This is a genomic window from Odoribacter sp. Z80 (assembly GCF_009935865.1).
Taxonomy (GTDB): domain Bacteria; phylum Bacteroidota; class Bacteroidia; order Bacteroidales; family Marinifilaceae; genus Odoribacter.
Genome location: NZ_QWEL01000002.1, coordinates 196,484 through 222,272, shown reverse-complemented (window position 1 = coordinate 222,272; position 25,789 = coordinate 196,484). Strand labels below are relative to the sequence as shown.

Here is a 25,789-nt window from a genome sequence, read left to right as displayed (position 1 = left end):
CCTGTAATCGGGTAATTAGAATCTTCATGTTTGTCACTCAACTGCTTTTTTATACACGCTGATGACGGAATCGGGACACACCAGTCCGCAACTGGCACAGCCGATGCAGGCGTCCGGATTTTTCATATAGGCGTAATGGTAGCCTTTACCGTTTACGTCCGGATTTAGATCAATCACATGGGTCGGACACGCCACCACGCACAAACTGCATCCTTTACAATGCTCTATGTCCACAACGATAGCTCCTTTAAATTTTGCCATAGTTTTTAAAATTATAATTTTTCGAATATTTGTATATTTTTATTACGCTTTATAATTGCTTTTCGCTATAAAATTATATTTTAAAATGAAAATCCCCAAAAAAGATTATTTTATTTTTTAATCTTTCACATTCTGCCTGGGAATGTGAAGAAAAAAGATTCTTTTTTTGCACAGGCCTGTTGGCGGTGTGAAAAAATCAGGTTTGTGGATGGTCTTGTTTGAATTTGTCTATTCTTTTTTGCAGAATTTTTATTTTGTCCATTCCGATTTGGGAGACGCACATCCGCAAACCTGCCCGGCTGCTGCCGCATCCCTGTAAGGTGATGGAAGAAATACCGTAGTGTAGTAGTTCTTTTGCCAGTTCTCCTCCGGTATATCCCGGGTATATCATGGTAAAATAAAATCCATCCGCAATGTCTTCTTTTCCGTCTTTTTCGTAAACGATGCGGAAGCCGGCTTCTTTAAAGATTTTTTTTATTTTTTCGGCGCGTGTGCCATATTCCCGCGTGGTGCTCAGAATGTTGAGTTGTCCTTTGTTGGCGGCCTTTAATATGGCAGTGAGGGCATACTGGGGGGAATGGGCAGTGCCTGAGGTCTGGGTATAAATCAGTTTGTAAGTAATGGTATACCCTAATTCTTCTGATTTATACCTTTCTTTCAGGTGTTCGTATTTTTTATGAAAGAGGGCATCAGAGATGCATAATAATCCCAGCCGTTGGCCTGCATAACTGAACAGCTTGGAACTGGAAATCATGAAAATATAATTGTCGGTATATTTGGCTACGGTAGGTTGAAAGGGAGGCTTCCCCGGTTCTGAGAGGTCTTGCCGGAAGTCCATGGCAAAGTAAGCCAGGTCTTCCAGAATAATGATATCGTACTCGGTGGCTAATTTCCCGATAATCTGAAGCTCTTGTTCTGTCAGGCACACCCAGGACGGATTGTTTGGATTGCTGTAAACAATGGTAGCTATATTTCCCTGGTCTAAGTATTCCCGTAATTTTGCTTCCAACTTTTCGCCCCGGTACTCATATATATCGAAAGCAATATAAGGTTTCCCGATGACTTCCAATTGGGTTTTCTGGACAGGGAAGCCCGGGTCAATGAATAATACCGTGTCTTTTCCCCGCCGGCATTCAGTCAAAGCCATAAAGGCTGTATATGAAGCCTGCATAGCGCCTACGGTCGGAATAATTCCCTGGGGTTGGATATCTATATCCATGAAATTTTTGATGAATCGTGAGGCTTCCCGGGCAAGTAAGGGATAACCTTCCAGCATGGGATAAAATTGTGCAACACCCTGTTCTAAAGCATGGATTTCCGCTTCTGTTCCGGTTCGGGAAGGGGGTAAGCCGGGTACTCCCATTTCCATTCGGATGAATTTTTCACCTGTAGCTTGTTCCAAAAGGTTAACCGCTTTTACAATGTCGCGGATAGAAGCATTATCCAAAGAGCTTATACCGCATTGGGTGAGAGTTTCTTCTATTAGTCCGGGTTGAATGAGATTATTTTGCATGTACAAATGTTGTTTGTTTCTTCCATTTTGAAACAATAATACAAAAATTAATGATAAAAATACGATTTGATGGCTAATTTAACTTATAATTAATTAAATTTATAACGATTGCGGGTGATGTATTGAAATCGTTCTCTTTTTTTTAATCTTTGATTATTTTCCTTTAAATTTGTGGGTTATTAAAAGAAATTTTGTCCTTGAATTTGGAGTGGTTTATAGCGAGAAAACTGCTGAAAGGAGGTGAGAAAGAAGCTGTTTCAGTACCCATTGTAAAAATTGCAGTGGTAGGAATTGCTTTGGGGGTATGTGTGATGTTGTTATCGGTCTTTATTGTTACCGGTTTTAAAAAAGAGATTACGGCAAAGTTGTCTGGATTTTCGTCTCATCTGAATGTCACGGCTTATGAAAATAATAACTCCTATTCAGGTAGCGAAATCCGGGTGAATGATACTCTTCTGAATGGCATTAGGCGGATGTCTTCGCTTAAACAGGTATATCCTTATGTGACAATGCCTGCTATATTGAAAAGTAAAAGTGAAATCCACGGGGTGGTATTGAAGGGCGTTGATTCTGCTTATTTGCCTGATTTTTATCTGAAACATTTGAAAAGTGGGGAATATCCTGATTTGAAGACCCCGAAAGCTTCCAATGATATATTGATTTCTGTTTCAGTGGCTCAGATGTTAGGTGTGGAGCCGGGAGAGAAAGTAAGGGCTCATTTCGTCCAGGACCCTCCCCGTGTGAGGGTGTTTCAGGTGAAGGGGATTTATGATACGGGGTTCCGGGAGTATGACGATATGATCGTATTGTGCGATTTGCGGCATTTACAAAAATTGAACGGTTGGGAAGCGGACCAGGTGTCTGCGGTCGGAATTGAGTTGGAGGATATGGAGGAGATTCCGGAAAAGGAGGCTGAACTGGATGCTATTTTGCCGGTTGCCGGAGAGGATGGCTTTTACAAAATTACTTCGTTGTGGGAAACTGCTACACAGATTTTTGACTGGTTAAACCTGATCAATATGAATGTGTGGGTGATTTTAACCTTGATTGTGGTGGTAGCCGGATTTAATATGGTTTCCGGTTTGCTGATTTTTATTTTGGATAAAACGGCTTTGATTGGGATATTGAAGGCTATGGGTTGCCGGAATGTTTCTTTAAAGAGAGTATTTTTATATGTGGCGCTGGGATTAATCGGACGGGGAATGATTGCGGGAAATGTACTGGCATTGGTGTTGGGCGGTATTCAGTATTATTTCCGGCTCATCCGGCTGGACCCTCTTTCTTATTATATGGACACAGTGCCTGTATATTTTAATATCTGGTATATTTTACTTTTGAATGCGGGAGTGTGGTGTATATCTGTCCTGATGTTGCTGGCGCCGGCAATGTTAGTGTCCCGGATTACCCCGATTAAAGCGATACGGTTTGAATAGAGAATAAGAATATGTCATGGGGTGATTATATAGAGAAGCATGTTATTCCTCATCGCCGGGGAATTATGGGAACAGTGATTTTTCATCTTGTTCTGGCTATTCTGTTGCTGGGTATGGAGATTTCCCGGGTTGCTGTTCATACTGAAATGGAGGTTTTAATGGATGTACCGGCTCCTGAAGAGCTTTTGAAACAGCAGGAGGAAAAACAGCGGAAAGAGGAAATCCGGCAGAAAAGTTCGGCGGAAGCGGTGGAAAAAATGTTACGTTCGATGGCGGTCAATGAAAATGCTCCTGAACAGAAAAGGAAAGAAGATGCCCGGGTGCAGGAATATGTCGATGCAATTATGAAAGAACTGGAAGAGGAGGGGGGAAGCCGTTATGTTGCACAGAAAGATAAAAATTATAAGCAAGATAGTCTTCAGCATCTTCGGGACCGCCGGGAACAGGAACTGGACTCTTTGAAGTCTACGTTTTATTCGGGAGAGAGTAGTGTCAGTTATAATTTAAAGGAGCGTTATGCCCGTTTTTTGCCTATACCTGTGTTTAAGTGTGAATTCGGTGGTGTGGTGGTTGTGGAGATAACCGTCAACCGGAAAGGGGTAGTGCAAAAGGCTGTCGTGACAGAAACCGATTCCGAAGAAGACGACTGTTTGCGGCGGGTGGCCGTGGATGCGGCTGAACGTTCCCGTTTTAATGAAAAAAGTTCGGCTCCCGCCTTGCAAAAAGGAACGATAACCTATCATTTTGTGAAGCAATAAGATGATATTTAACGGATTCGTATCTACTTTTTACTTTTTACCTTTTACTTTTCATTTTTTTTGCATTACCTTTGTTTCTGAATGCAGTAATATGCGTTAAAATAGAATGTATGGGATTATTTTCGTTTTTATTTTCTAAGCATAAGATACTTCGTACGACTCACGAAGCGGAAACTTTTCGGGCGGTATTCCGGGAAGATGAAGAGTTGTTTGTGAAAGTGGAAAAAAGTGCAGAACTGGCCAGATATAAAGAATTGGACGGTATAATAAAGGAGCCTGCTTTTAAGAAAAGGAAAAAAGAAATCGAAGCATTGGCATATAAAGACAGTAAATATTATACCGCTGAGAAGCAGTATAAGGCTTTGTTGAAGTTGAGGAAGTTGAAGTCTTATTTGCTGATTCATGATTCCCAGGAGTTGCAGGGGTATGAAAGAGTGAAGCATACTGAAGAATATCAGGAGTATATCAAGTTAAAGGTGATTGTAAAATCGGCGGATTTTGACCGGAAACTGCATGCCGTGGAGTATAATGCTTACCGGCAGATTATCCGCCATCCCAAGATTGCCGCTTTGATTCGTTTTGAGAATCTCCGGAGTTTTAAGGAATATAACGAAGTAAAAAATACAAAATTACCTCAGGAATTTGAGCAGTTGACGGCTTTTGTCCAATCTGAGGAATTTAAGAAGAACAGGAAATTTTTGTTGGATAAGAAGAGGTACCTGACTACGGATGATTATAAATTGCTGGAGGAATATGAGTCACTGGCAAAACGTCCGGACATCGTAAAATACAATGCCTTGCTTCAGGACCCTTATTTTAATAGTATGCGCCGTTGGAAACTGGTTTTTGAGGACGAGTTTAACCAGGGGAGTTTGGACCATACCAAATGGATAACCCGTTATTATGCCGGGGAACGTTTTCTCAATGATACTTATGGCGTCGGAAAAGACGTACAGTTGTATTCATCTGATAATGTTTCTTTCGGTCATAGTGCTGTGTGTTTGAATTTCCGGAAAGAATCCATTATTGGAAAGTATTGGGACGGGCAATTGGGAATCCGGGAGCGGAAGTATGATTATACTTCGGGGATGATTAGTACGGCCGCTTCTTTCCGGCAATGTTACGGTCGTTTTGAAGCGAAAGTCAAACTGAACCGGGGAGCGGTTACTTCCTGTTTCTGGATGTTGGGGGATGCGGATCTTCCCCATGTGGAAGTTATGAAATGCCAGGCCGATGGAGTGAGCATGGGGCGGGTATTTCATTACCGGGCGGCTGTTACAAATGATATTCAATTGATACCCGATCTGGAGTTGGCGAATGAATATTATATATTTACCCTGGAGTGGACGGCAGAGAAAATGGTGTGGATGATAAATGATATGGTGGTGAAGGAAGAGAAAGAGAATATACCGGATGTTCCGATGTATATTGTATTTTCTTTGGGAGCTACGGAAACACCTGCTGACAAAGGAATTCCTGCCTGCATGGAGATTGACTGGGTGAGAGGCTACCGGTTGAAAAAATAGTTTTGTCTGTTTATGGGTAGACAAGGTATGCGGATATCGTTGCAGCAGGGGATTGGTCGCTTTTTCCGGGAGTGTTGGTCTGGATTGGCCGATTTGTTTTATCCGTCCTTGTGCCTGGTCTGTGGAAAATGCCTCGTGAGGGGTGAAAAATATTTATGCTCGCATTGTCTGGCTGACTTCCCTTTTGCAGATGAGTCCTATTCTGCTTCAGACCAGGTTTTGGAAGTTTTTGATCATGTTTCCCGTCCCCAATGTTTGTATGCTCTTTTCTATTATAATAAATACAGTCCCTACCGGAAACTGATTTATGCTGTAAAATATTTGTCTTACCGGAAACTCGGAAGGTATTTGGGGCGATTGCTGGGGGAGCGGATAAAAGGAAAATGTCAGGCCGATTGTATTGTTCCGGTTCCTTTGCATAAGAAAAGGGAGAGGAAGCGGGGATTCAATCAGGCTCATGAGATTGCTTGCGGAGTGAGTGAGGTGTTGGGAATAGAGATATTGGATGGTGTGGTGGTGCGTATAAAAAATAACGTTTCTCAGGCCGGAAAGAATGCCGTGGAGCGACAGCAGAATGTGGAAGATATTTTTAAATTGCGTGATGTTCAGAAGATTGCCGGCCGCCATGTGCTGCTGCTGGATGATGTGATTACTACCGGGGCTACATTAAAATCATGTTTGCAGGTGCTGGCTGAAGCCGGGAATGTGACTTTTAGCCTGGGGTGCCTGGGTAAAACACTTTGATTGCTTTTGTCTTTTTTGCTTTTGGGCAGAAGTTTTTACTTTTAACCTTTTCCTTTTTCCCTTTATAACTTATCTTTGTAAATCAAGTAAAAAAGAGTAAAGTAAGAAAGTAATGAACCGGAATTGTCAGGCTTTTTTTTGTTGGAAATGGTTGGGAACCGTATTGTTGACGGGGTTGGTATATGCTTGTGCCAATCGCGGTTATCCTGAGGGAGGACCTAAAGATACGACTCCTCCCGAAGTGGTGAATGAAAATCCGGTTTCTTTTTCCACGGATTTTAGCAAGAAACGGATAGAGATTTACTTTGACGAGTTTGTCCAGTTAAAAGACATTGATAAAAAATTTATTATCTCTCCTCCTCAGAACAAAAAACCGAAGGTTCGCTTGAAAGGGAAGTATATTCAGGTGGAGATTCAGGATACTTTACGGCCTAATACGACTTATAGTCTGGATTTCGGGGATGCTATAGCGGACAATAACGAAGGAAATCCTCTCGGATATTACCGTTATGTTTTTTCGACAGGTCCGGTTATTGATTCCCTGGAATTGGCAGGAAATGTTGTAAATGCGGAATCAGGGGAACCGATGAGGGGGGTGTATGTGGAACTCTATTCCAATGCTGCCGATTCTATGCCTTTGCTGGAGTTGCCGGATTATGTGGCTTTGACCGATAGTTCCGGTTTTTTCAGGGTGACTAATTTAAGGGATACGACTTACCGTATTGTTGCCGTGGAGGATAATAACCGCGATTACAGATACACTCCGGAGTCGGAAATGTTTGCTTTTCTGGATTCGGTGGTACGGCCCCGGTTTATGTTGATGGAAAAAACGGATACGATTAAAATTATAGAGAGTATTGTGGGGCGTGACACGACCACTTCGGACAGTTTGGTGACGACCCAGTATATGGGATTTGGGCCCAGTAATCTGTATCTCCGTATATTCCAGGAAAAATCTACCCAGTTGTATATGGTGAGTGATGAGCGTAAGGCACGGGAAAAACTGGAGTTTATTTTCAGTATTCCGGGAGAAAATGAATTTGAAGCCCGCTTGTGGGATACTTTGCCCCTGCCTTATCTGCCGGAGGATTGGTATATCAAAGAGCATTCGGCCGGGAGTGATACCATCACTTTATGGATTAAGGATTCTTTGGTCTATAAAAGAGATACGTTTAATGTGATTTTATCGTATTTGCGAACGGATAGTGTGGGACAGCGGGTGATGTATGCAGATACGGTCCGGTATACTTTTAAGGAGAAAAAAAAGGCGGAAGGAAAGGCCAGGAAAAAACAGGATGAGGAAGAGGGGGAAAAGCGACCTGTTGAGTTTGTGGAAATAAAAACCAATGCAGGGAACGATTTTGATTTGGGCGCTCGGTTGTGGTTGGAGTTTGCCCGCCCACTCCGGGATGAGGAGTGGCAACAGTTGCTCCGGGTGGAACAGAAAGCAGATACGCTTTATCAACCTATTGCTTTTAGTGTAGGAAAAGACAGCCTCAGAATCCGCAGAAGGTATATAGATGTTCCCTGGAAAGCAGGGGAAGAATACCGGATCACATTGGATTCCGCGACCGTTTTTGATTGGTACGGGCATTTCAATAATACCTGGACTAAAAAATTCAAAGTCCATTCTGAGGAACACTATGGGAAAGTGGTGTTGAATGTACAAGGGGTACAGGGAAATGTTATTTTGCAGCTTTATAAGGCTGAGACAGGTAAATCAGATAACGGAAAGAGAAAGTATAACGTGCTCCGCGAAAAGGAAATCCGGCAGGACGGAGAAGTGGTATTTGATTTGCTGCCCGCAGGAAAATACCGTTTCCGTGCTATCCTGGACACGAATGGGAATGGGGTCTGGGACACCGGACTTTTCCTGAAAGGACGTCAGCCGGAAGAGGTGATTTATTTGCCGGCAGAAATTTCTGTAAAGCAAAATTTCGATATAGAACAGACCTTTGATTTGCAGGCTACGTATAAGGGCATGAGTGATAAATAAAAATTATGGGACGAGTTTGGCTTTTGATATTGATATTGGGTTGGGAAACAACCCTGTTTGCTCAGACGAAATATCCGCCTGTGGAACAGTTGGTTTATACCGGTTATTACAATTGGGGATTTATTTGGGTGAAAGCCGGCCAGGTGGAATTTTCTTTAGCCAAGTCAGACAAGTATCCCAATGCAAACAAATTGGAGGCGGTGGGGTATTCTTTGCCTTCCTGGGATTGGTTTTTTACCATCCGTGATACATTGATATCCCATTATGATAAAGACACATTCCTGCCTTATGAGTTTTCAAGGAAGGCGCATGAGGGGAATTACCATAAAACATTTGACTATGTTTTCGATTATCAGGATTCGGTTGTTTGGGGAGATGTACACAGAGTCGGGAAATTCAAACGGAAAGATACGGTGAAATTATTGCCTCAGACTTATGATATGCTTTCTGTTGCCTGGATGACCAGGGAAGTGGATTTTGATCAATATAAAAAAAATGATTTAATACCGATTCGTATTTTAATAGATAGTAAAATTTATGATTTATATATCCGTTATTTAGGAGTAAATAAAACTAAAATAGCTGGGCGTAAGCAGGAATGCTACGTTTTCTCGCCCTTGTTGGTTGAAGGAGAGGTCTTTAAGGGAGGTGAAAATATGAAGATTTGGGTGAGCAGGGATGAGTACCGGCTTCCGTTGATGGTGGAAGCAAAAATTCTGGTCGGCTCGGTGAAAGGAGTGTTGGATTGGTCTGAAAGCAAGATAGGCCTTGGGGAGAGATAATACAATAACTAAAAATGAAAGTTATGAAAAAAGTATTCTATGTTTTGTTTGTTGTAATCATGGTTTCTGTGTGGTCGTGTAAAGAGGGAGGAAAAGCCGGAAAATCAATGCTGTCTCCTGTTTCCGGAGCTACGAATGAATTGATGGTCATTATGCCTAAAGCATTGTGGGACGGGGCTGTCGGAGATACGATAAAACAGTTTTTTGGCCAGGCACAGATCGGGTTGCCTCAGGGAGAACCTATTTTTGACCTTCTGAACTTACCTCCTGCCCGTTTTGAGAAAAATGTGAAGTCTCACCGGAACCTTCTGTTAGTCAATATATCCAGAAAAGCGGATTCCGCTTCTGTCCATTTTTTTGATAGTCCCTGGGCTAAAAGCCAGAAAATTTTTAAGATTACCGCACCGGATGAAGAAGCATTCTTCCGGATTTTCGATGCCAATAAAGAGAAAATGATGGGAGTGTATCTGAAAGCTGAGCGGGACCGTTTGATAGAGGTGTACAGAAAAACTCCGGATAAAAAGATTTTTAATTTGTTTAAGAATAAATATGATATTCTTTTACATTGCCCGGGGGGGTACAATATCAATAAAGATACCAATGATTTTGTGTGGATTTCATCGGAAACCCGGGTGGATAGCAAGGGAATTATTTTCTTTCAGGAGCGGTATGAAGATGAAAGCCAGTTGAATTACCGGATTATTCAGGATAAGGTGAATGAGGAACTGAAAAAATATATCCCCGGGCCTTTAAATAATACCTGGATGGCACTGGATATGGTAACGCCGATGATGACTGCCGTTTACCAGTACGAGGGAGAACATTATGCTGTGCTGATGAAAGGATTGTGGACTGTAGTGAACGATTTTATGGGAGGGCCTTTTGTTTTGAATGTCGTATTGGACCAGAAGAATGAACGGGTGATTTATATGATGGGATATGTGTATGCTCCGGAAGGTAAGAAACGGAATATGATGCGTCAGGTGGAAAGTATCATTTATTCTATGCAGATAGATTTTCCGGAGGAAAAGAAAAAGTAATGCGGAAAAAGTTTTTAGGTTTGTGGTGTTTTGTGCTGATGTGCAGTTGGCTTTATGCCATTACACCGGGAATTGAGAATTTTAACATGTATGCTTCATGGGTGGAGGGTAAGAGAGTCGGGGTAGTTGCTAACCAGACTTCAGTTATCCATGGACAGCATACGGTTGATTTTTTGAGGCAAAAAGGAACTCAGGTTGTTAAAATATTTTGTCCCGAGCATGGATTCCGGGGAGATGCCGATGCCGGCGAAAATGTGAGAGATGATAAGGATAAAGTTACAGGTTTACCGGTGATTTCTTTATATGGGAAGAAAAAAAAACCTTTACCTGAGGATTTGAAAGGAGTAGACGTTCTGATTTTTGATATTCAGGATGTCGGGGTGCGTTTCTATACGTATCTTTCCACCTTGCATTATGTGATGGAGGCTTGTGCCGAGAATCAGATTCCGGTGATTGTGACGGACCGTCCGAATCCCAATGCATTTTATGTGGATGGTCCGGTATTGGATATGAAATTCAGTTCTTTCATCGGCATGCATCCCGTACCGGTGGTATATGGTATGACGATTGCGGAGTATGCACGGATGATTAACGGAGAAGGGTGGTTGAAAAATGGGGTGAAATGCGATTTGAAAATCGTTCCTTGCGGGAACTGGAACCGGGAAATGCCGGTGGAACTACCGGTTAAACCTTCGCCTAATTTACCGGATAAAGTGTCGGTGATGTTGTATCCTTCAGTTTGTTTTTTTGAGGGAACGGTGGTCAGCGAAGGCCGGGGAACTGATGTCCCTTTCCAGGTGTTTGGTCATCCTTGTTTGAAAGATATGCCTTATTCGTTTACTCCCCGGAGTATTCCGGGCATGAGTAAATCTCCTAAGTGTTTGGGGAAAGTGTGTTATGGCCGGGATTTGAGGGATAAGTATGAGGAAGTGAGGGCAGGAAAGCGTTTAAGATTGGACTGGTTGCTGGAGGCCTGCCGGAATTATGTCGGTACGGAGCCTTTTTTTACACCTTTTTTTGAAAAACTGGCCGGTACGGCTCAATTACGAAAAGATATTGAAACAGGAAAAAGTGAGCAGGAAATCCGGTCTTCGTGGTCTTCCGGGTTAGAGCGTTTCAGAAAAATCAGGGAGAAATATTTGATCTATTGATTTGTGTTTATAATGACAGGCAAAGAAAAGAAATCATGGGGCAGACGAATGGTTAAAAAAACTTTATGGAGTCTGCTGGTTATATGGGTGTTCATAGTGGTGGTCGTAGGGGTTGGGATTCATTTTATATTTACTCCGGCTAAATTAACGCCTTGGGTTGAAAAAACTGCCAATGCGTACTTGGATGCAGATGTCCGTATCGGAAATATGGAGTTGACTTTTTTTTCTACTTTTCCGGACTTTGGTTTGCGGATTACGGATGTTTCTGTTGTTTCCCGTTGTAGTCGGGATAGTTCCGGTATGTTTATTCCTCAGACCCGGGATTCGTTGATGCGGATTGAATCTGGTCTGATTACCGTTAATCCGATGGCCTATTTGTTTAAAAACCGGATTGTGGTCAAGGATTTTGTTTTGGAGAGACCGGATATTTATGCTTATGTGGACTCGTCAGGAAAGGCCAACTGGAATATTGTAAAAGAGACGGAAGAAGTTGTGGCGGCAGATTCATTGACAGCAGATTCTATGGGGTTTAATGGCCGGTTGCGTTTGAAGAATGTGCGCATTCGGGATGGGAAAATGATTTTTGATGACCGGAATACTCATTTATATGCCCGTTTAACCGGTTTAAATCTGGGAATCGACGGTATGCTGGGACAGCGGCGTTCCCGCCTGAAAGTGAATTTTTCTACCGATAATATTTTATTCTGGCAGGAGGGAAAATTGCTGGTGAACCGTTTGGCGTTGAGTGTAACGACTGGCTTGCGGGTAAACAGGGATTCCTTACTTTATACTTTGGATAAAGCTGTGTTTGATGTGAATGGTTTGCGTTTTGGTGCCGGGGGTGTGTTTAGGGGAGATACGGTCAACCGGACTGTTGGGGTGGATTTAAAATATGGTATTCACATTCCTTCTTTGAAAACTTTGCTGGATTTGATACCGGAGGCTGTTTTGCAAAAGGCGGAAGGGGTGGATGTTCGCGGTGAGGTGTGGTGTAAAGGAGAAGTGAAAGGAACTTACGGCCGTCAGAATATTCCTTTGCTCACTTCGGAGTTCCGGATTCAAGATGGCTATATTGCTTATCCGGGAATGCCTTCACAGATTGATTCCCTGAATGTGGATTTGTATGCGTTCGTGGATTTGCAAAAAGAACAGGATTCTTATGTACGGTTGCGGCAGTTTTGTATTCAGGGCGGAGGGACAGATGTGGATATAAAAGGAGATATAGAACATTTGCTGACCGACCCTTTGGTAAAAACCCAAATAGAAGCTCAGGTTAATTTCGGTGATTTGACTCGTATTTTTCCGCTGACGGATGGTATCACGTGTAAAGGTATGCTGAATACTTTCTTGAAAACGAATGTGAAAGTCAGTGATATACTCTGTGCGGATTACGGCAAACTGAATGTGGGTGGATATTGCCGGATGAAGGGGGTGGAGATTTTTATTCCGAAGGACAGTATTGTGATGAAGATGAAGTCTGCTGCATTGGCTTTTGCTTCCAACCGTAAAAATGAGAAGACTCTTCAGGGAAAGGATTTGTTGAATGGGGTGGTAGGATATTCCGGAATGGATGTACATATCCGGAATAAGGTCCGCTTGCTGATGGACACCACTTATTTGACTTTGAAAACTTCTCCTTTGAAAGATACGACCGCTGTCGCTTCGGTAAGTTCCGGCCTGCATTTGGGAAGAATGGTATTTATTGTCCGGGATACTTTGTTGGTCGGTTTGAAAAGTGCTGATGTGAAGGCTTCTTTGAAGCCTTGGAAAAGAGATAAAAAGATTCCTCAGGTAGAAGCGCAATTACAGGTGGATAGCCTGCGTTTGCGGATGCTGGGAAATCGTTTGAGTTTTGCCAGGGTGGACTCCAAAGTAGAAGCTGTCCGCAGTCGCCGGAATGAAAAGATATGGCGTCCGTCCGGATATGTGGATTTTGTCGGCATGAGGGCCTATACGCCTTATTTTCCTTTGCGGATGAGGATGCCGGGGACCCGTTTGCGGTTTAATATGAACGAGGTGCAATTGGATTCGGCAGTATTGCGTTTGGGACGTTCTGATTTGCGCTTGACGGGGAACATTGAGAATATGGCACGTGCTTTTTTCCGTCATGATACGCTGAAAGCGCAATTGCTGGTGACTTCAGACCGGATAGACTGTAATCAATTGATGCATGCTTTGGATGCGGGAACGGCCTATCGTGCAAGGGTGGAAAGCGGGTTCAGAGATACGGTTGCCGGAGATGGAATGAGTGATGATTTCGACCAATTGGAGGTTGTGGGTGACTCTGTTGTCTATGAGGGAAAGAATGCTCTGTTTGTGGTCCCTTCCGGAATAGACTTTACTTTTCAGACAGATATTAAAAGAGTGTTGTTCGGGAAGTTGGAAATGGACAGTATACATGGAGAGGTAGTGATGAGGAATCAGTGTATCGAATTGTCGGATCTGGAATTGCGTTCCTCTGCGGCTAATATGAGCACTTCGGCTATTTATAAGGCAACGGATACGATAAAGGCGTATGCCGGTTTTGCTTTACAAATGCATGACATCCGGATAGACAGTCTTGTGAGACTATTGCCTGCCTTGGATACGCTTTTCCCTATGTTGCGTTCTTTTGAGGGAGTGGTGAATTTTCATATGGCGGCTGATGCGTGGCTGGACTCGACGATGATGATTGATTTGCCGACGTTACGGGCGGCTGCTTATCTGGATGGACGGGATCTGGTACTGATGGATGGCGAGACGTTTGCCGAAATTTCCAAGATGTTGATGTTTAAGAATAAACAACGGAATATGATAGACAGTATCTCTGTTGATTTAGCTGTGAAAGACGGTACGGTAGAGATTTTTCCGTTTTTGATAGAAATTGATCGTTATAAAGCGGCAGTTGGTGGGGAACATAACATAGACATGACGTTTAAATATCATATTTCCCTCTTAAAATCTCCCTTGCCATTTCGGGCAGGGATGGATATTTCCGGTAGTATGGAAAAGATGAAATTCCGGATTACCAAAGCGAAGTATAAGGATATGTTTATACCCTCCCGGAGGGCCAGTGTCGATAGTGCACAGCTTAACCTGAAACAACGCATCCGTACGATTCTCAGGGATGGGGAACATTCCCGACCGGAGAGATAGGACACAAAGGGAGGCTTAGTCCGGCTCTGTCATCTGTTCTTTCGCTGCTCCCGGAAGCCGGTTCTGAAAATCATTCCGGACGTAGCGGAAAAAAATCGCGGGTTGGGGTAAAGATGTGTATAAATATCAAAATTAATTGTATCTTTGTATCGTTTTGTTCCGAACTGCTGTCTGGCGGGGAGGATTAAATGGGAATCAGGTGAGAATCCTGAACAGTCCCGCTGCTGTAAGCCTTTAAAGGGTCAGGCATACTTAGCCACTGTCTCTGCAGAGATGGGAAGGCGCCTGGACCGGGTAAGTCAGAAGACCTGCAAAACGATTTTTTTCAATGGCTTTCGAGGAATGAGCTATGGAAACATCAGGTTTACGTTTTGGCGTAGGTTTTCTTTTTTCCTATTCTTGTTTTCCCTCTGAAGCGTAGTAATGACTCTTTAAACGGAACGGGGTTTTGGTGCGTTTGTTTTTTTATCGGTTGGTGCTTTGCCTTTTGGGTGGCGGTTTTTGTCCGGTTTCTGCCCAGACGGCAGATACAACCCGGGTGCATGAGTTGCAACAGGTGGATGTGTCGGCAATCCGGCGTCCTTCGGTTGTCCGTTCGGCAGCTCCCTTGCAGGTGGTCAGCGGCGCGGAGATGGAGCGTTTGGGCTATCAGAGTTTGGCTGATGCCGTGCGCCGTTTTAGTGGCGTGACAGTAAAAGATTACGGCGGAATCGGCGGGTTGAAAACGGTGTCGGTGCGTAGTTTGGGGGCCTACCATACCGGAGTGATGTATGACGGAATTGCGGTAAGCAATTGCCAGGCGGGGCAGATTGACATCGGGCGCTTCTCGCTCGACAATGTGTCGCAGGTCACTCTGGCGGTGGGACAGGAAGACGATATTTTCCAGCCTGCCCGGATGTTTGCCTCGGCAGGAGTGTTGAGTATTCAGACACAACGGCCGGAGTTCCGGGGAAACCGGGATTATAGTCTACAATTGCGGATGAAAGGCGGCTCTTTCGGTTTGGTGAATCCTTCGTTACGTTATGCCCGGCGGCTTGCTTCCCGGACGAGCCTGTCCGTGGACGGCGATTTTCTGCGGGCGGACGGTACCTATCCTTTTACCTTGAAAAACGGGCAATCGGTCACTCGCGAAAAACGCTATAATTCCGATATTTTATCCTGGCATACGGAGGCCAATCTGTACAGCTTGTTACGTGACAGTAGCCGGGTGACAGCAAAGGTCTATTATTTCCAGTCGGAACGGGGATTGCCGGGTGGGGTGATTTTCTACAATCCTTATAATAAGGAGCGCTTGTGGGACCGCAACTTTTTTGTCCAGGCAGGCTACGAAAAGCATTTCAATCCGCGCTGGGCATTGAAGGGTGCTTTGAAATACAATTATTCGTGGAACAGGTACCGGGACATCAATGTAAAGTATGACGGAGGCAAACAGGAAGACAGAAACAGACAGCAGGAATATTACGGAACCGCTACGGTGCAATATGTGCCGTCGGAACATCTGACGGTGTCGTTGGCAACGGATTTTGCAGTGAACAAATTGCGGAATAACTTGCCGGATTGTCCTTTCCCGACCCGTTACACTTCTTACAGCGTTTTGGCTTTAAAATATCATTACCGTTTTCTGACGGTGACGGCGAATGTGCTGAATACTTTTGTTACGGAAAAGGTAAAAAGCGGTGAGCGACCCGAAAATCGCCATAAATTCACTCCTTTTGCCGCCTTGGCTTTGCGTCCGTGGCAGGACCGGAATCTGTATCTGCGCTTTTTATACAAAAACACCTTCCGGGTGCCTACGTTCAACGATTTGTATTATTTAAGGATGGGCAATACGGGATTAAGGCCCGAACTGGCAAGGGAATATAGCGGGGGAATCACGTGGAGTGGCACCCCGTGGAGTTTTATGGATTTCTTATCGGTGACGGCAGATGTGTATTATAACCGGGTTACGGATAAGATTGTCGCATTCCCTTCTACTTACGTGTGGAAAATGCTCAATTTGGGAAAAACAGACATTACCGGAGCGGAGGTGAATGTCAGGGCGGAAATACCCCTGTACAACCGGATCGGTTTGCATTTTTCGGCAGGGTATACCTGGCAGAAAGCCATTGATGTGACGGATAAAGAAAGTAAAAATTATAAGGAACAGATACCTTATACGCCTTGCCATTCGGGTAGCGGTGCCTTGCAGGTGCAGACGCCCTGGGTGAATATGGCTTATACGGTTATCGGCGTGGGGGAGCGGTATGTTTTGTTGCAGAATATTCCGGCGAACCGGATAGAGGGTTATGCGGAACATACGTTTTCCCTATCCCGTGAATTTACCGGAAAAAATTTTCGTCTCCATTTGCAGGCGGAGTTGGTCAATTTCACAGACGAGCAGTATGATATTATAAAATACTATCCGATGCCGGGACGTTCTTACCGCTTGTCGGCAACCTTACGATTCTGAGATGTTTAATTTAAAATAGAAAAAAATGAAATTCAGAAGTTTATTTTTAGCAGTACTGTGTACGTTGTTTATGGGGGTAAGCCTCACCTCTTGCAGCGATGACGATGATGATGATGAGGTAACGACCGGTGTGTTCATCCTGAATGAAGGGAAAAGCGAGAATAATAATGCCGGGATTTCCGTGTATAATCCGGAGACCCATGCTGTGACCGCAGATGTTTATATGGCGCAGAATGACAAGGGATTGGGAGATACCGGGCAGGATATGATCCAATACGGAAATTACGTTTATGTGACGGTCTACGGTTCCAGCCGTTTGGTGAAACTGGATAAGGCCGGGGTTGAGGTGGCATCTCTGACTTTTTCTGCAGAAGACGGGCAACCGCGGAATATGGCGGCGGAAGATGGAAAGTTGTATGTGACGCTGTATAGCGGCAAAGTGGCACGTATTAACGCAGCGGATTTGAAAATTGAAAAGTATGTGCAGGTAGGGAAGAATCCCGAACAGATTGTGGAGGAAGATGATAAATTATTTGTAGCCAACTCCGGATGGGGGGAAGACAACACGGTGTCTGTCATTGATATAAGGACCTTCGAAGTGGTGAAAACGGTGGAAGTGACAGTAAACCCCAATTATTTGCAGGAGGCGGAAGGGTATGTATATGTCATTTCGTACGGAAGTTTCGGAAACGTTCCTTACACCTTGTCCCGGATAAACACGAGAACTTATGCTGTTGAGGAGATTACGACAGCTACGCTAATGGCAGAACACGATGACGTGATTTATCTGGCAAATTCAGTGACGGATTGGTCTACGTATACGACGACCACGACTTTTTTTACCTATGATGCCAGGCGCGGTGTGCTGAATAATGCCTCTTTCCTGCAGGATAGCCCGGAAGCCCGGAAACTGGCAACGAAAAGTATCTATATGATAGAAATAGACCCGAATAACGGAGATATTTATATCGGCATATCGGATTACAACAATAATGGTGATGTATACCGGTTTACCCGAACAGGCGAATTTGTGAAAGAAATCACAACGGGAAGCCTGAATCCGAACAATATGGTATTTTTTAATTGAGTATTCCTTCTGAATGTTGTTGTGAATCTGTGCCAGAGTGAAAACTGGATTAAAAATTATTGGAACAATAAAAAGGATGTCCGCATAGGGCATCCTTTCGTTTTATATATAAAGTTTACGAATCAAACCTACCGTTCAGTATATGAATTTCCCGAATGGACTGAACAGATGATTTTGTAGGTTTATTGTGGAGGTGAATAATAATTGCAACTTACTCTTTGAGAAATAACGGATAATCATTATATTTGTGAAAAGTCGCTATTGTTATGAGGTTAATAAAGAGTAATATAGAAAAAATAAAGGCTTTGTGTAAAAAGCATAAGGTTGTTAGGCTTTTTGTATTTGGCTCCGTGTTGACAGACCGTTTTAATGAAGAAAGTGATATTGACTTTGTTGTAAATTTTGATAAAGAGCATGTTACTGATTACTTTGATAACTATTTCAATTTGAAATATGCCTTGGAGAACCTTTTTAAAAGGAAAGTTGATTTATTGGAAGAACAAACAATCCGGAATCCGTATTTGAAGAAAAGTGTGGACGAAACTAAAACTCTGATTTATGGATGATATTATCAAGAAGCAGTTAAGTGATATATTGATCGCTATTGAAGAAATTGAAGATTTTCTGGGGGATGGACCTAAACTGTTTGATAATTTTTTCAGTAATTTATGTCTTAGGCGTGCTATTGAACGGAATATTGAGATTATTGGAGAGGCCATGAATCGGATTTTGAAAATAGAATCAACGATTCAGATTACAAATTCCAGAAAGATAGTAGATGCCAGAAACTATATTATTCATGGATATGACAGCTTGTCTGCGGATATCCTTTGGAGTATTGTTGTGAATCACCTTCCAAGGCTGAAACTTGAAGTTGAAAAATTATTGGAACAATAAAAAGGATGTCCGCATAGGGCATCCTTTCGTTTTATATATAAAGTTTACGAATCAAACCTACCGTTCAGTATATGAATTTCCCGAATTCACTGAGTATGGTAAGCTTATTTCCTTCGCCTTCGTCATTGTCGTAGCAGCGGCCGACAATCTGGGCGTCAATGTTGAAACTCTTCGAGATGGCAATGATGTCATCGGCTAATTCCTCGTCTGTGTAAATCTCCATGCGGTGTCCCATATTGAAGACTTTATACATCTCTTCCCATGGAGTGCCGGATTGTTCCTGAATCAAACGGAACAAGGGAGGCACGGGGAATAAATTGTCTTTTACAACATGCATGTTTTCTACGAAATTCATCACTTTTGTCTGGGCACCTCCTGAGCAATGAATCATACCGTGGATTTGACGGCGGTATAGGTCTGTTATTTTTTTGATTACAGGGGCATAGGTGCGTGTCGGTGACAGAACCAGTTTGCCTGCGTTTAGTCCTACGCTTTCAATGGAGTCGGTCAGTTTGCATTGGCCGGCATAAACCAGTTCGTCGGGAACCATATTATCGTAGCTTTCCGGATATTTTTCTGCCAGGTATTTGGCGAAGACGTCGTGGCGGGCAGATGTCAGGCCGTTTGAGCCCATTCCGCCATTATACTCTGTTTCGTAGGTGGCTTGTCCGTAAGAGGAAAGTCCGATGATTACATCTCCGGGACGGATATTGGCGTTGTTAATCACATCTTCGCGTTTCATCCGGCAAGTTACGGTGGAATCCACAATAATGGTGCGTACCAGGTCTCCTACATCTGCGGTTTCTCCTCCGGTAGAGTAGATATTGACCCCTAATTTACGGTATTCGCTTAGCAATTCCTCCGTACCGTTGATGATGGCAGCAATTACTTCGCCGGGTATTAAGTTTTTATTTCGTCCGATGGTAGAAGAAAGTAAAATATTATCTACCGCTCCGACACAAAGCAGATCGTCGATGTTCATGATCAGGGCGTCTTGTGCAATCCCTTTCCATACTGACAAATCTCCGGTTTCTTTCCAATACATGTATGCTAACGAGGATTTAGTACCGGCTCCGTCGGCATGCATGATATTGCAGTAGTTTTCATCTCCTCCGAGATAATCGGGGACAATCTTACAAAATGCACGTGGAAAAATACCTTTATCTATATTTTTTATGGCATGATGTACATCTTCTTTGGAAGCGGAAACACCACGTTTATTGTATCTTTCGTCTTTTCTCATGATAAAAATAACTGTATTATAGATGTGCAAACTTACACAAAACAAATGAATTATTCGTGAGGATTTATAGTAAAAATGGATGATGTGACGGAATAAATTTGTCTTCCGGGTTAGCCGAAACGGGAGGTAACGTTGAAGAGAGAGGTTGCGTATATAATGAAAAATTAATAATGATGAGAAAAGAATTTAGGATACCGAAAATGGAAGAGATATTGGAGCATGACCGCAGATTATTGTATGCTATCGAGAAGTCTATGGGGTTTATTCCTCATGTGTATGCATATATGACTCATTCGGAAACGGCTCTTAAACGCTTTTTGGATTTTATGGCTGTTCCGACGGTATTTTGTCCGATACAAACCGAAGCCATTCATTTGGTCACCAGTCAAGTGAATCAGAATCCCTATTGTCTTGCTGCACATACGGCTTTAGCCAAACAGGCCGGTTTGACGGAACAACAGATTGAGGCGATTCGGAAGGGACATGTGACGTGGGATGATAAATTGAGTGTTTTGGTGGACTTTACTTGTGAGCTGGTGGCTCACCGGGGAAAAATCAGTCCGGAAATGACAGACCGGTTTTACCAGGCAGGATATAGCGATGCCTGTCTGGTGGATTTGATTATGCTGGTGGGAATGTCTGCCATTACCAATTATATGACTAATGCAACCCGCCTTCCGCTTGATTTTCCGGAAGCTCCTGTCATTATTTGTAACTGTGAGTGTAAAAAGTAATCAGAAATGGTTTTCCCGAAAAATAAGTCTGCTGAATTTAGGGAGGCTTATTTTTTTACTCATTTTTCAGTGAGTATACCGGATTCACCATTGCAGCTTTTATACTTTGCCAGCCTACGATCAGCAAGGCGATGAAAGCAGTAAACGCTCCTGCCAGAACGAAAATCCACCAGCTTAAATCAATGCGGTAGGCGAACTTGCTCAACCAGCTTGTCATGGCATACCATGCCACCGGGCATGCCAGAACGAAAGCCAGCAGTATCCATTTCATAAAGCTGTTGATACTCTTTTGTTTTCTCTGTGATTAGTCGAAGTATAGCATCACGATTAGGGCAATTACGCTTTGGTTGGTTCTTCTCAAAATCCCAAAATTGAGGAGGGATAGATAATCCTAAACTTTGATACTTGCTTTTGCGGTCTTTGATAATACGGAGCATTAAAGCGCATTCTCCGTTTTTCAGTGTTTTGTATTTGTAACAAATGACTGATATTGAAGCGTTCATGTGTTTTAGTTAGCTAAAACATAGCTAAAACAGCTTGTCAAAACTCAATTAAAACCAAGGAAATACAGGTGGGTCAGAACATAAAAAAAGGAAGTGACATTTCTGTAACCTCCTGATTTTGTGGTACTCGAGGCGGGAATTGAACCCGCACGGCCGCAATGGCCACAGGATTTTAAGTCCTGCGTGTCTACCGATTCCACCACTCGAGCATCCTCCGTAGAGAGAGCGAAAAACGGGACTCGAACCCGCGACCCCGACCTTGGCAAGGTCGTGCTCTACCAACTGAGCTATTTTCGCCTGATGATAAGCTATAAGAAAAGAACTTTTCACTTTAGCGAGTGCAAATATACGTCCTTTTTTATTTTGTACAAATATTTGGTAAAAAATAATTGGATATAATTCTTATATTTGTCGTGTTGAAATAATCCTGAAAAGGAATGTATAGAGGTGAGGAATTTAAGGGTGAGAAATCAGGGTTCGGACTATTCTAAATAAAATTTGAAGATGGCAGCAAAAGGGAAGAAAAGAGTTGCAGGGTCTTATTTCGTTTCTACACTCAGTATTTCATTGGTGCTGGTGGTGATCGGGATTTTGGTTTTTATTTTATTAAATGCCAGGCAGGTTTCTGATCATGTAAAGCAAAATATCGGTTTTTCCATTATTGTGAAAGATGACGTGAATGAAGCCGAGATAAAAAAAATGCAGAAGATTTTGGATACAAAGCCTTTTGTTTCTTCGTCGGTGTTTATTAGTAAGGATGAGGCAGCCCGTACCTTTAAGAAAGAATTGGGAGAAGATTTTGAAGAAGTGTTGGGATATAATCCTCTTTTGCCTTCTGTTGAAATAAAACTGAATCCGGTTTATGCCAATAATGATTCGTTGGCAGTGATTGAAAAAATACTTTTAAAAAATGAAGTCATCCAGGAGGTGTCTTATCAAAAATCATTGGTCCATATGATTAATGAGAATGTCCGGCGGATTAGTATTATTTTGCTGATTGCGGGAGCCGCACTGATGCTGATATCTTTTACCCTGATACGCAATACCATCCATTTGGCGGTCTATTCCCAGCGTTTTCTCATCAAAACCATGCAGCTGGTGGGGGCGAAACCTTTTTTTATTTGTAAACCTTTTATTCAGAATGGAATCTGGTTCGGCTTTTTCGGTAGTATGTTTGCCAATTTGGTTTTGCTGGCCGCCGTTTTTTTCCTGCAAAAAGAGGTCGGAGGAGTAATTGATTTTATGAACAAAGAGTTATTGGTTGTGATGGTTCTCGCAGTGATGGTTTGCGGGATATTGCTTTCGTTGCTTTCGGCATGGATGTCGGTGAACCGCTATCTGAAGAAAGATATGAATGATTTGTATAATTAATGGAATATAATAAATTAGTTAAGAGATTGAATATGGCACAAAAAGAGAAGTTGAAAAATACATCTTCGGAAAATAAGGGCGGTTTCCCTATTCCAGTGGGTAGTTATAAAATGATTCTGATTGGTTTCGGAATTGTTGTTTTGGGTTTTATTTTGATGATGGGGGGAGGAAGTGATGACCCGAATGTGTTTAATTATGAGATATTCAGTTTCCGGCGGATTACATTGGCTCCTATTGTGGTTTTGAGTGGCTTTGGTTTTGTGGTCTGGGCCATTATGCGGAAGCCGGAAAAAAAATGAACCGGAAAGCCGGCTCATGGACGGAGGCTGCATTACTTGATTATAATCGGTTATAATTTATAATTTTTTCTATGTCTTGGTTAGAAGCGTTGGTGCTTGGGATTGTTCAAGGCTTGACTGAGTTTTTACCTGTCAGCAGTTCCGGGCATTTACAGATATTTAAAGAGATTCTGGGGGTGGAAATCACCCGGGATCTGACTTTCGAGATTGTGGTACATGCTGCGACAGTATGCAGTACGTTGGTGGTGTTGAGAAAAGAAATTGCCCGGTTGTTGCAGGGATTTTTCAAATTCAGGATGAATGAAGAGACAGAATATGTGTTGAAAATATTGGTTTCCATGATCCCGGTAGCGGTTGTGGGGTTTTGTTTTAAAAAACAGGTGGAGGCGGTTTTCGGCGAAGGACTGGGGGTTGTCGGGGCTTGTCTGTTGGTGACGGCCTGCCTGCTTGCTTTTGCTTATTATGCCAAACCCCGGCAGAAAACAGTGATTTCCTTTAGGGATGCTTTTCTGATTGGAGCCGCACAGGCGTGTGCGGTGTTGCCGGGATTATCCCGTTCCGGTTCTACCATTGCTACCGGTATTTTGTTGGGGAATAATAAAGAGAATGTGGCAAAGTTTTCTTTTTTAATGGTATTGGTACCTATCCTGGGAGAAGCTTTGTTGGAAGTAAAAGATATGCTTACGGAAGCAGACGGGGCAAATGTTGTTGTATCGTTTGTGCCTTTGTTCATCGGTTTTTGTGCAGCTTTTATTTCCGGTTTCCTGGCTTGTCAGTGGATGCTGAATTTAGTGAGAAAAGGAAAATTGATTTGGTTTGCCGTGTATTGTTTGGTTGTGGGAACAGTGGTTTTGATTTACCATTTTTTGTAATCTGTGCGAATGGTTGGCGGATGCAATATTATTTATAAAGAGCCGGGAAATTTTCAGGAAGGGGCATTGATATTGGTAGACAAGCCCTTGAAATGGACTTCGTTTGATGTGGTGAATAAAATCCGGTGGTGCTTAAAATCCAGTTGTGGAAAAATAAAGGTGGGACATGCCGGTACGCTTGATCCTTTGGCGACGGGACTGGTTGTTGTATGCACCGGAAAATGGACCAAACAGATAGAAATGTTCATGGCCCAGGAGAAGGAATATGTGGCTACGGTGCGTTTTGGGGCTGTGACTCCTTCTTTTGACCTGGAGACTGTTCCGGAGGGGAGTTTCCCTTATGCCCATATAGATGTGCCTTATTTAGCCGGGATTTTGCAGCAGTTTACCGGGACAATTACTCAGGTGCCTCCTGCCTATTCTGCGATACGGGTCAACGGAGACCGGGCTTATAAGAAAGCCAGAAAAGGAAGTGATGTGGAAATGCCTGTGCGTGAGGTTTTTGTGAAGGAGTTGGAACTATTGGAATATAAAGCTCCGGAACTTGTTTTACGGATAGATTGTGGAAAAGGGACTTATATCCGTTCGTTGGCCAATGATATCGGGAAGGCTTGTGAAAGTGGTGCTTACCTTGCTGCTTTGCGCCGCACACGTATCGGAGAGTTCCGGATTGAACAGGCAAATAAAATGGATGAATTGATTGCTTTTTTTCAAACAAAGATGTAACTTGCGCCGTTTTGATAAAATTGGGGTATTCCGGCATCTGAAAAGGAATATTTCCTTGTTTTATTGACTGAATTCTGATTGTTAAAGCCTTGATTTAATATACGGTAACTATGAAATTATCCAAATTCAGATATAAATTACCAACGGAGTTAATAGCCCAACATCCTTCTCCGAACCGCGACGAATGTCGTTTGATGGTGTTAAATAGAAAAACCGGGGAAATCGAACATAAAGTATTTAAAGATGTCATTGATTATTTTGACGAGAAGGATGTTTTCGTTTTCAATGATACAAGGGTTTTTCCTGCCCGTTTGTATGGTAATAAGGAGAAGACGGGTGCAGAAATTGAGGTTTTTTTATTGAGGGAACTGAACCGGGATTTGAGGATCTGGGATGTTTTGGTAGACCCGGCGCGGAAGATTCGCATCGGCAATAAACTGTATTTCGGGGAAGATGACAGTCTGGTGGCTGAAGTCATTGATAATACTACTTCCCGCGGGCGCACCTTACGTTTTTTGTATGACGGGGAGTATGAAGAATTTAAGAAACTTTTGTACGGTTTGGGAGAAACTCCGCTGCCTCGTAGCATTACCCGTAAGGTGGAAACGGAGGATGCAGAGCGTTATCAGACTATATTTGCAAAGCATGAAGGAGCTGTTGCTGCTCCGACTGCCGGACTGCATTTTAGCCGGGAGTTGTTAAAAAGAATGGAAATTAAAGGGATAGATTTTGCGTATCTGACTTTACATGTGGGTTTGGGAAATTTCAGAGAGGTGGATGTGGAGGACCTGACCAAACATAAGATGGATTCGGAACAGATTATTGTGGGAGAAGAAACGGTGAAGATTGTCAATAAGGCAAAAGATGAGAAACACAAAATCTGTGCTGTCGGTACGACTGTGGTCCGGACTTTGGAGAGTTGTGTGACCACCAAAGGGCGTTTGACGGAATATCAGGGATGGACGAATAAGTTTATTTTTCCGCCTTATGATTTTAGTGTTCCCGATGCCTTTATTTCCAATTTTCATTTGCCTTATTCCACTCTTTTAATGATGGTTGCTGCTTTTGGCGGATATGACCAGGTAATGAAAGCTTATGATGTGGCAGTCAAGGAAAAGTATCAATTTGGTACGTACGGGGATGCCATGTTGATTATTTAAACGGAATGTCCCGGGGGGAGGAATGAAATTTTAAGGTCAGGTTACAGGTGTTCTAAATCTGTAACCTGTTTTATAGCAGTTCGTATGAGATAGGTCGGACGATTAAAAT

General features: G+C 43.0%; 24 protein-coding genes, 2 tRNA genes and 1 riboswitch. Of the genes, 19 read left to right on the top strand and 7 right to left on the bottom strand.

Annotated features, from left to right (window positions below):
- Positions 1-33 precede the first annotated feature (33 nt).
- Positions 34-261 (bottom strand): ferredoxin family protein, encoded by a 228-nt coding sequence (locus tag D1136_RS02730; protein ID WP_161876089.1) that lies wholly within the window; start codon positions 259-261, stop codon positions 34-36.
- A gap of 196 nt (positions 262-457) precedes the next feature.
- Positions 458-1,774: a pyridoxal phosphate-dependent aminotransferase gene (locus D1136_RS02725; RefSeq protein ID WP_161876088.1), complete on the bottom strand. Its 1,317-nt coding sequence runs from the start codon at positions 1,772-1,774 to the stop codon at positions 458-460.
- A 197-nt stretch (positions 1,775-1,971) separates the two neighbouring features.
- Between D1136_RS02725 and D1136_RS02720 the strand changes: the two genes are divergently transcribed.
- The 13 genes from D1136_RS02720 to D1136_RS02660 all read left to right on the top strand — a co-directional run bounded on the left by D1136_RS02720 (position 1,972) and on the right by D1136_RS02660 (position 18,772).
- Complete coding sequence (locus D1136_RS02720; protein ID WP_161876087.1) at positions 1,972-3,207, top strand: ABC transporter permease; 1,236 nt, start codon at positions 1,972-1,974, stop codon at positions 3,205-3,207.
- Between the two features lie 11 nt (positions 3,208-3,218).
- Positions 3,219-3,965: an energy transducer TonB gene (locus D1136_RS02715; protein WP_161876086.1), complete on the top strand. Its 747-nt coding sequence runs from the start codon at positions 3,219-3,221 to the stop codon at positions 3,963-3,965.
- Between the two features lie 110 nt (positions 3,966-4,075).
- Positions 4,076-5,491, top strand: a complete 1,416-nt coding sequence (locus D1136_RS02710; RefSeq protein ID WP_161876085.1) for a family 16 glycosylhydrolase — start codon at positions 4,076-4,078, stop codon at positions 5,489-5,491.
- 12 nt (positions 5,492-5,503) lie between these two features.
- Positions 5,504-6,235 (top strand): ComF family protein, encoded by a 732-nt coding sequence (locus D1136_RS02705; protein WP_237566963.1) that lies wholly within the window; start codon positions 5,504-5,506, stop codon positions 6,233-6,235.
- 112 nt (positions 6,236-6,347) lie between these two features.
- Positions 6,348-8,231, top strand: coding sequence for an Ig-like domain-containing protein (locus tag D1136_RS02700; protein WP_161876084.1), 1,884 nt, complete (start codon positions 6,348-6,350; stop codon positions 8,229-8,231).
- A 5-nt stretch (positions 8,232-8,236) separates the two neighbouring features.
- On the top strand, positions 8,237-9,013 hold the full coding sequence (locus tag D1136_RS02695; protein ID WP_202623042.1) for a DUF3108 domain-containing protein: 777 nt from the start codon (positions 8,237-8,239) through the stop codon (positions 9,011-9,013).
- A gap of 23 nt (positions 9,014-9,036) precedes the next feature.
- Positions 9,037-10,053: a DUF4837 family protein gene (locus D1136_RS02690; protein WP_161876083.1), complete on the top strand. Its 1,017-nt coding sequence runs from the start codon at positions 9,037-9,039 to the stop codon at positions 10,051-10,053.
- Positions 10,053-11,204: an exo-beta-N-acetylmuramidase NamZ domain-containing protein gene (locus D1136_RS02685; protein WP_161876082.1), complete on the top strand. Its 1,152-nt coding sequence runs from the start codon at positions 10,053-10,055 to the stop codon at positions 11,202-11,204. The genes D1136_RS02690 and D1136_RS02685 overlap by 1 nt, the downstream gene beginning before the upstream one ends.
- A gap of 48 nt (positions 11,205-11,252) precedes the next feature.
- On the top strand, positions 11,253-14,339 hold the full coding sequence (locus tag D1136_RS02680) for an AsmA-like C-terminal region-containing protein (RefSeq protein WP_237566962.1): 3,087 nt from the start codon (positions 11,253-11,255) through the stop codon (positions 14,337-14,339).
- 137 nt (positions 14,340-14,476) lie between these two features.
- Positions 14,477-14,670: riboswitch (cobalamin riboswitch) on the top strand.
- Between the two features lie 120 nt (positions 14,671-14,790).
- Positions 14,791-16,788, top strand: coding sequence for a TonB-dependent receptor plug domain-containing protein (locus D1136_RS02675; RefSeq protein ID WP_370461309.1), 1,998 nt, complete (start codon positions 14,791-14,793; stop codon positions 16,786-16,788).
- Positions 16,789-16,813: 25 nt separating this feature from the next.
- On the top strand, positions 16,814-17,875 hold the full coding sequence (locus tag D1136_RS02670) for a YncE family protein (protein WP_161876080.1): 1,062 nt from the start codon (positions 16,814-16,816) through the stop codon (positions 17,873-17,875).
- A 266-nt stretch (positions 17,876-18,141) separates the two neighbouring features.
- Complete coding sequence (locus tag D1136_RS02665; RefSeq protein WP_161876079.1) at positions 18,142-18,441, top strand: nucleotidyltransferase family protein; 300 nt, start codon at positions 18,142-18,144, stop codon at positions 18,439-18,441.
- On the top strand, positions 18,434-18,772 hold the full coding sequence (locus D1136_RS02660) for a DUF86 domain-containing protein (protein ID WP_161876078.1): 339 nt from the start codon (positions 18,434-18,436) through the stop codon (positions 18,770-18,772). The genes D1136_RS02665 and D1136_RS02660 overlap by 8 nt, the downstream gene beginning before the upstream one ends.
- Before the next feature lie 64 nt (positions 18,773-18,836).
- Here D1136_RS02660 and D1136_RS02655 read toward each other — a convergent pair whose 3' ends face one another.
- Positions 18,837-20,015 (bottom strand): AIR synthase related protein, encoded by a 1,179-nt coding sequence (locus D1136_RS02655; RefSeq protein ID WP_161876077.1) that lies wholly within the window; start codon positions 20,013-20,015, stop codon positions 18,837-18,839.
- Between the two features lie 173 nt (positions 20,016-20,188).
- Between D1136_RS02655 and D1136_RS02650 the strand changes: the two genes are divergently transcribed.
- Entirely contained in the window at positions 20,189-20,749 is a 561-nt protein-coding gene (locus tag D1136_RS02650) for a carboxymuconolactone decarboxylase family protein (protein ID WP_161876076.1), read from the top strand.
- 55 nt (positions 20,750-20,804) lie between these two features.
- On the opposite strand, the gene D1136_RS02645 is transcribed toward D1136_RS02650, so the two are convergent.
- The 4 genes from D1136_RS02645 to D1136_RS02630 all read right to left on the bottom strand — a co-directional run bounded on the left by D1136_RS02645 (position 20,805) and on the right by D1136_RS02630 (position 21,549).
- Entirely contained in the window at positions 20,805-21,020 is a 216-nt protein-coding gene (locus D1136_RS02645; protein ID WP_202623055.1) for an ABC transporter permease, read from the bottom strand.
- The gene (locus D1136_RS02640) at positions 20,929-21,186 is read right to left on the bottom strand and encodes an Arm DNA-binding domain-containing protein (RefSeq protein ID WP_237566973.1); all 258 of its coding nucleotides are present in this window, start codon (positions 21,184-21,186) and stop codon (positions 20,929-20,931) included. The genes D1136_RS02645 and D1136_RS02640 overlap by 92 nt, the downstream gene beginning before the upstream one ends.
- 187 nt (positions 21,187-21,373) lie before the next feature.
- Positions 21,374-21,461: transfer RNA gene (locus D1136_RS02635), tRNA-Leu, on the bottom strand.
- A gap of 15 nt (positions 21,462-21,476) precedes the next feature.
- Positions 21,477-21,549 (bottom strand) — tRNA-Gly (locus D1136_RS02630).
- 207 nt (positions 21,550-21,756) lie between these two features.
- On the opposite strand from D1136_RS02630, the gene D1136_RS02625 reads away from it, so the two are divergent.
- From D1136_RS02625 to queA, 5 genes are all read left to right on the top strand, one after another.
- Positions 21,757-22,623 (top strand): ABC transporter permease, encoded by an 867-nt coding sequence (locus D1136_RS02625; protein WP_161876073.1) that lies wholly within the window; start codon positions 21,757-21,759, stop codon positions 22,621-22,623.
- Between the two features lie 32 nt (positions 22,624-22,655).
- A complete protein-coding gene (locus tag D1136_RS02620) occupies positions 22,656-22,922 on the top strand; it encodes a DUF3098 domain-containing protein (protein ID WP_161876072.1) in 267 nt (88 codons plus the stop codon).
- Between the two features lie 71 nt (positions 22,923-22,993).
- A complete protein-coding gene (locus tag D1136_RS02615; protein ID WP_161876071.1) occupies positions 22,994-23,794 on the top strand; it encodes an undecaprenyl-diphosphate phosphatase in 801 nt (266 codons plus the stop codon).
- 9 nt (positions 23,795-23,803) lie between these two features.
- Positions 23,804-24,520, top strand: coding sequence for a tRNA pseudouridine(55) synthase TruB (gene truB / locus D1136_RS02610; protein WP_161876070.1), 717 nt, complete (start codon positions 23,804-23,806; stop codon positions 24,518-24,520).
- 110 nt (positions 24,521-24,630) lie between these two features.
- Positions 24,631-25,680: a tRNA preQ1(34) S-adenosylmethionine ribosyltransferase-isomerase QueA gene (gene queA, locus D1136_RS02605; RefSeq protein WP_161876069.1), complete on the top strand. Its 1,050-nt coding sequence runs from the start codon at positions 24,631-24,633 to the stop codon at positions 25,678-25,680.
- Positions 25,681-25,789 lie beyond the last annotated feature (109 nt).